Consider the following 3,814-nt stretch of genomic DNA (forward strand, 5'->3'; position numbering starts at 1 on the left):
GGGCTATCCCGTTAGGGCGACGCCCTTCCGCTTACACGGGCAATCGGCGGTCGGACGTACGCGGCTAGTTAGGCCGCGTAAGCGTAGCTATAGTCGTTGGCGACTATGGGTTCCCGCTTTTTACGAGGTCCGCGGGGCCTCGGCACGCAACCCGGGAGCATCGACGTCCCCGTCGAAACCGTTTCGCCCCCGCAGGTTCAAGATACCATGTTTCCCGGGGCAGAGGGAACCGCTCCCTTTCGCTCCCCGCCCGGAAGAAAAATCCGGGAGCGTCGGAGCTGCGGAGCGCTTGCCCCCCACAGCCCCGGATCAACCTGCCTTTCCCCGTGGCGGTGGGAAGGAGGGTCAGGCCGCCTTCCGGAACAGTCCCGACTTCCCGAGGTACCGGGAGAACGAGGTCAGCGGGATCCCGTATCTTTCCCGGAGTCCCTTGATGTCCACGTCGAAACCGATCTCGTCGAGCCAGCGGTACATTTCGGCCAGGTCGTGCCCGAACGCCTCTTCCGCCTTCTCCTCCGGGATCCGTTCATACCGGATCGCAAGGTTCATCGTGCAGGAGAGCTCGGCCACCGCGTCCCGGATCTTCCTCTCGTCCCCCGCCAGGTCGATTTCCTCCCCGGTAAACCTTTCGGGATCCAGGAACGCCTCCGCTGCGAATTCCCCGATGTCTTCCACGCAGATCATCGGGAGGTTCGTCTCCGGGGCGAGCGGAAGCGCGAGCAACCCCATCTCGAGCGAAGGCCGCATCCACGGGGACACGAAATTCTCCATGAAGAAAACGGGCCGAAGGATCGTGTACGGGAGGCCGTTCTCCCGGATATACTCCTCGATCTCGAACTTGCTGTCGAAATGAGGAATCGCCGTGTCCTTGTCCGCGCCGCACACGGACGAATACACGAGATGCGGAACGCCTTCCTCCCGGCAGGCATATACCATCGTTCTCCCCTGATCGACCTCCGTCCCCGGGTCCGCCTCGAACGGGGTACTCATGAGGAACACTCCCCGGACTCCTTTTACGGCCTCCTCGAGGCTTCGGTAATCGTCGAAGTCCCCTCGCACCACTTCCGCGCCCGATTTCTCCCACGCCCGGGCCTTTTCGGGGGAACGTGTCATGATCCGGACCTGACTCCCTTTTGCGAGAAGGCACCTGGCGACGGCCCCGCCCTGCCGGCCGGTCGCACCGGTGACCAGTATCGTCTTCCGATTTGTCATGGATGATCTCCTTTCCCCGTATCTTTTTCCCTCTTGATTAGATGAAAGATACGGGTTCCGGGAATCGTCCCGGGCGCAGATGGCAACTCCCGGTATCGGGGAAAAGCAGACGGCGCGGAACGGAAGGGAGAGAGGACGCTATCCGGGATTGCGGTACTTCGTCCTGCCGGGGCGACGTCGCTACCCCCGGTCGCGGGACTTCGCCCTGCTCCGCGTGGCGCGCTCGATGTCGCGTTTGGCATCCCGGGCGGCGATGTCCTCCCGCTTGTCGTACAGCTTCTTGCCGCGGGCCAGCCCGATTTCCAGCTTCACGCGCGGGCCTTTCAGATAGAGCCGCAAAGGGATCAGGGCCAGCCCCCGTTCCCTCGTTTTCCCGATGAGGTAGTCGATCTCCTTCCTTTTCAGGAGCAGCTTCCGGGTCCGCAGCGGGTCGATGACGCGCTGGTCCCCGTGCGAGTAGGGGGTGATGTGCATGTTCTCGACGTACGCCTCGTCCCCCCGGACCGTCCCGTAGGCGTCCTGGATGTTGACGCGCCCCTGGCGGATCGATTTGACCTCGTACCCGTGCAGTACCATCCCGCATTCGATGTTTTCGAGGATGTGATATTCGTGCCGGGCCCGCCGGTTCGTGGCGATCGTCTTCTCCGTCCTGGTCTTTTCCATTTCAGGGCCGCTCGTGGATCCTTTCGCCGGCGATGACGGTCAGCCGCACGTCCCTGTCCTCCACCCGGTCCACCATCCGGAAGAATTCCCATCCCGCATTTCCGCGGGCCGGGTCGTCGATCGCCACGAAATCGGCCGGGGCGCCGGGGAGAAGCGTCCCGGAAGAAAGCCCGAGAAGCCGGGCGCCGTTCTCGGTGGCCGCGCGGAAGAGGGAGCGGCACAGTTCCTCCTCGGGAAGGCCGCCCCGGTAGAGCCCGGCCGCCTCGCGCATCTCGTCCCACATGTTTAAGGATCCGACCGAGCCGAGGCTGTCGGTCCCGAGCGCGAAGGGGATCCCGGCATCCACGAAATGCGTCACATCCGGCAATCCGTTCCGGTGCGCGGCGTTGCTGCGCGGGCAGAGGACGAATCCCGCGCCGTCCGACCGCAACTCGTCGATTTCCGCGCGGGACAGATGGACATTATGCACCAGGATCACACCCTCCCGCAAAATCCCCGCCGTCCGCAGGTACGAGGGGATGGGCTCGCCGATTCCCAGGAAGAAGGAGACGTCTTTTCCCACCGCCGGGTAGAGCCGAGTCGACACCTCCCCGACCCCCGTCGCCAGAAATTCCATCTCGGCCGGCGATTCGGCCAGATGCAGGGCGAGAGGAAGACCAAGGCGCGCGCCGAGCAAGGCGAGTCCCCGCAACAGGTCGGGACCGACGGTGTACAGCGTGTGGGGGGAAATCCCCGGCGCAAGCATCCCGCCGGGGCGGGAGAGCCCGGCGATCCGGGCCACGTTTTCCTCCACCGCAAGCAGGACAGTCCCGGCGACCTCGGGGTGAAACCCGATCCCTTCCGCGAAGATCCGCGCGCGCAGGGGGAGGGAGGCGTAAGCGGCGATGTCCGGCCCTGCGATCTCGCCTATTGTCGTCGTCCCCCCGGAGATCGCTTCCCCGGCCGCCGCCCCTACATTGTCCGCGAACTCCCCGGGGGGGGCGTTCCACCTCCACTCGATGAGGCGCAGGATCCAGTCGATGAAGGGAAGAGAGGAAGACGCCGGGGGCCCCTCCGGTCCGGAAAGCCGCGGGATGGACAGGTGCGCGTGAGCGTTCACCAGGCCGGGAAGGATTACCAGGCCGGGAAGATCCACACGGTCAAACCCCGCGGGAACCTCCCTTTCCACGTCGCCGGGGGCCCCGGCCGCCACGACGACGCCGTTTTCCACCGCCACGGCCCCGGGGGATAATGCCGTTCCGGCGTCCGCGACAAAACGGGAAGCCACGTAGATCGTCCCGCGCCCACTGGACATCATGACCACCCTACCTCGAAGCAAGGAGACATTTCTTCCCCCCTCACCGGGCGTTATAGAGGGATGCACCTCTCATTATCGCCGATGTCGGAGCGATTCCTTTTCCTGTTTCTGCCCTTGGTCGCAGATGGAGGGATAACCGCGAAAAATCGGGAAGGGAAGGCGTTCCCGCCGCGTGCGCAAAGACAAAGGAAAGTTAGTAACGTCCCCGTTCTTGGGATGCCTCCTCCGTTGCCGGCGGAGCAGCCGAAGGGCGGGGGGTCCGAACGGAGCTGACCGGCGAAGGTTGCATCCGCAGCCCCAGGGGATGGTTGCGGCGAGGGACGAAGTGAGTGACCCCCCCCCGAGGATGCGGAAGCCGGCAATGGTATCTCGCACAGGGGCGCACAACGTCGGCGCCCTTCGCAGGGGTGTGAGAGTTCTCAGGAACGTCCCTGTTCTTAGGCCACCTTCCTCTTCACCGAGGTGATCCGGTTCTGCGCGTCGACGTAGACAAGCGTCGGCCGGAAGTTCGCCAGTTCCTTCTCGTCGTACGTCGCGTAATTGGCGATGATGATCCGGTCCCCCTTGCTCACCTGGCGCGCGGCGGCGCCGTTCAGGCAGATCACCCCCGAATCGCGCTCCCCCTCGATGACGTAGGTGGAG

At 64.7% G+C, this 3,814-nt stretch carries 4 protein-coding genes and 1 other RNA gene; all 5 read right to left on the reverse strand.

The genetic code is table 11. From position 1 onward, the window contains the following. Nucleotides 1–191: a transfer-messenger RNA gene (gene ssrA / locus VJ307_07030) on the reverse strand; the annotation flags it as partial. A gap of 154 nt (nucleotides 192–345) precedes the next feature. Then, complete coding sequence (locus tag VJ307_07035; GenBank protein ID HJX73894.1) at nucleotides 346–1,212, reverse strand: NmrA/HSCARG family protein; 867 nt, start codon at nucleotides 1,210–1,212, stop codon at nucleotides 346–348. A gap of 180 nt (nucleotides 1,213–1,392) precedes the next feature. Then, the gene (smpB, locus tag VJ307_07040) at nucleotides 1,393–1,875 is read right to left on the reverse strand and encodes an SsrA-binding protein SmpB (protein ID HJX73895.1); all 483 of its coding nucleotides are present in this window, start codon (nucleotides 1,873–1,875) and stop codon (nucleotides 1,393–1,395) included. A gap of 1 nt (nucleotide 1,876) precedes the next feature. Further along, nucleotides 1,877–3,172: an amidohydrolase family protein gene (locus VJ307_07045; protein ID HJX73896.1), complete on the reverse strand. Its 1,296-nt coding sequence runs from the start codon at nucleotides 3,170–3,172 to the stop codon at nucleotides 1,877–1,879. Nucleotides 3,173–3,609: 437 nt separating this feature from the next. Beyond that, a partial coding sequence (locus VJ307_07050) for an aspartate 1-decarboxylase (GenBank protein HJX73897.1) occupies nucleotides 3,610–3,814 on the reverse strand: 205 nt, incomplete at its 5' end.

Source organism: Candidatus Deferrimicrobiaceae bacterium (assembly GCA_035256765.1).
GTDB lineage: Bacteria > Desulfobacterota > Deferrimicrobia > Deferrimicrobiales > Deferrimicrobiaceae > CSP1-8.

Excerpts from the sequence above, each read along its gene's own strand:
- VJ307_07035 (HJX73894.1), bottom strand. The coding sequence starts at position 1,212 with ATGACAAATCGGAAGACGATACTGGTCACCGGTGCGACCGGCCGGCAG.
- smpB (HJX73895.1), bottom strand. The coding sequence starts at position 1,875 with ATGGAAAAGACCAGGACGGAGAAGACGATCGCCACGAACCGGCGGGCC.
- VJ307_07045 (HJX73896.1), bottom strand. The coding sequence starts at position 3,172 with ATGATGTCCAGTGGGCGCGGGACGATCTACGTGGCTTCCCGTTTTGTC.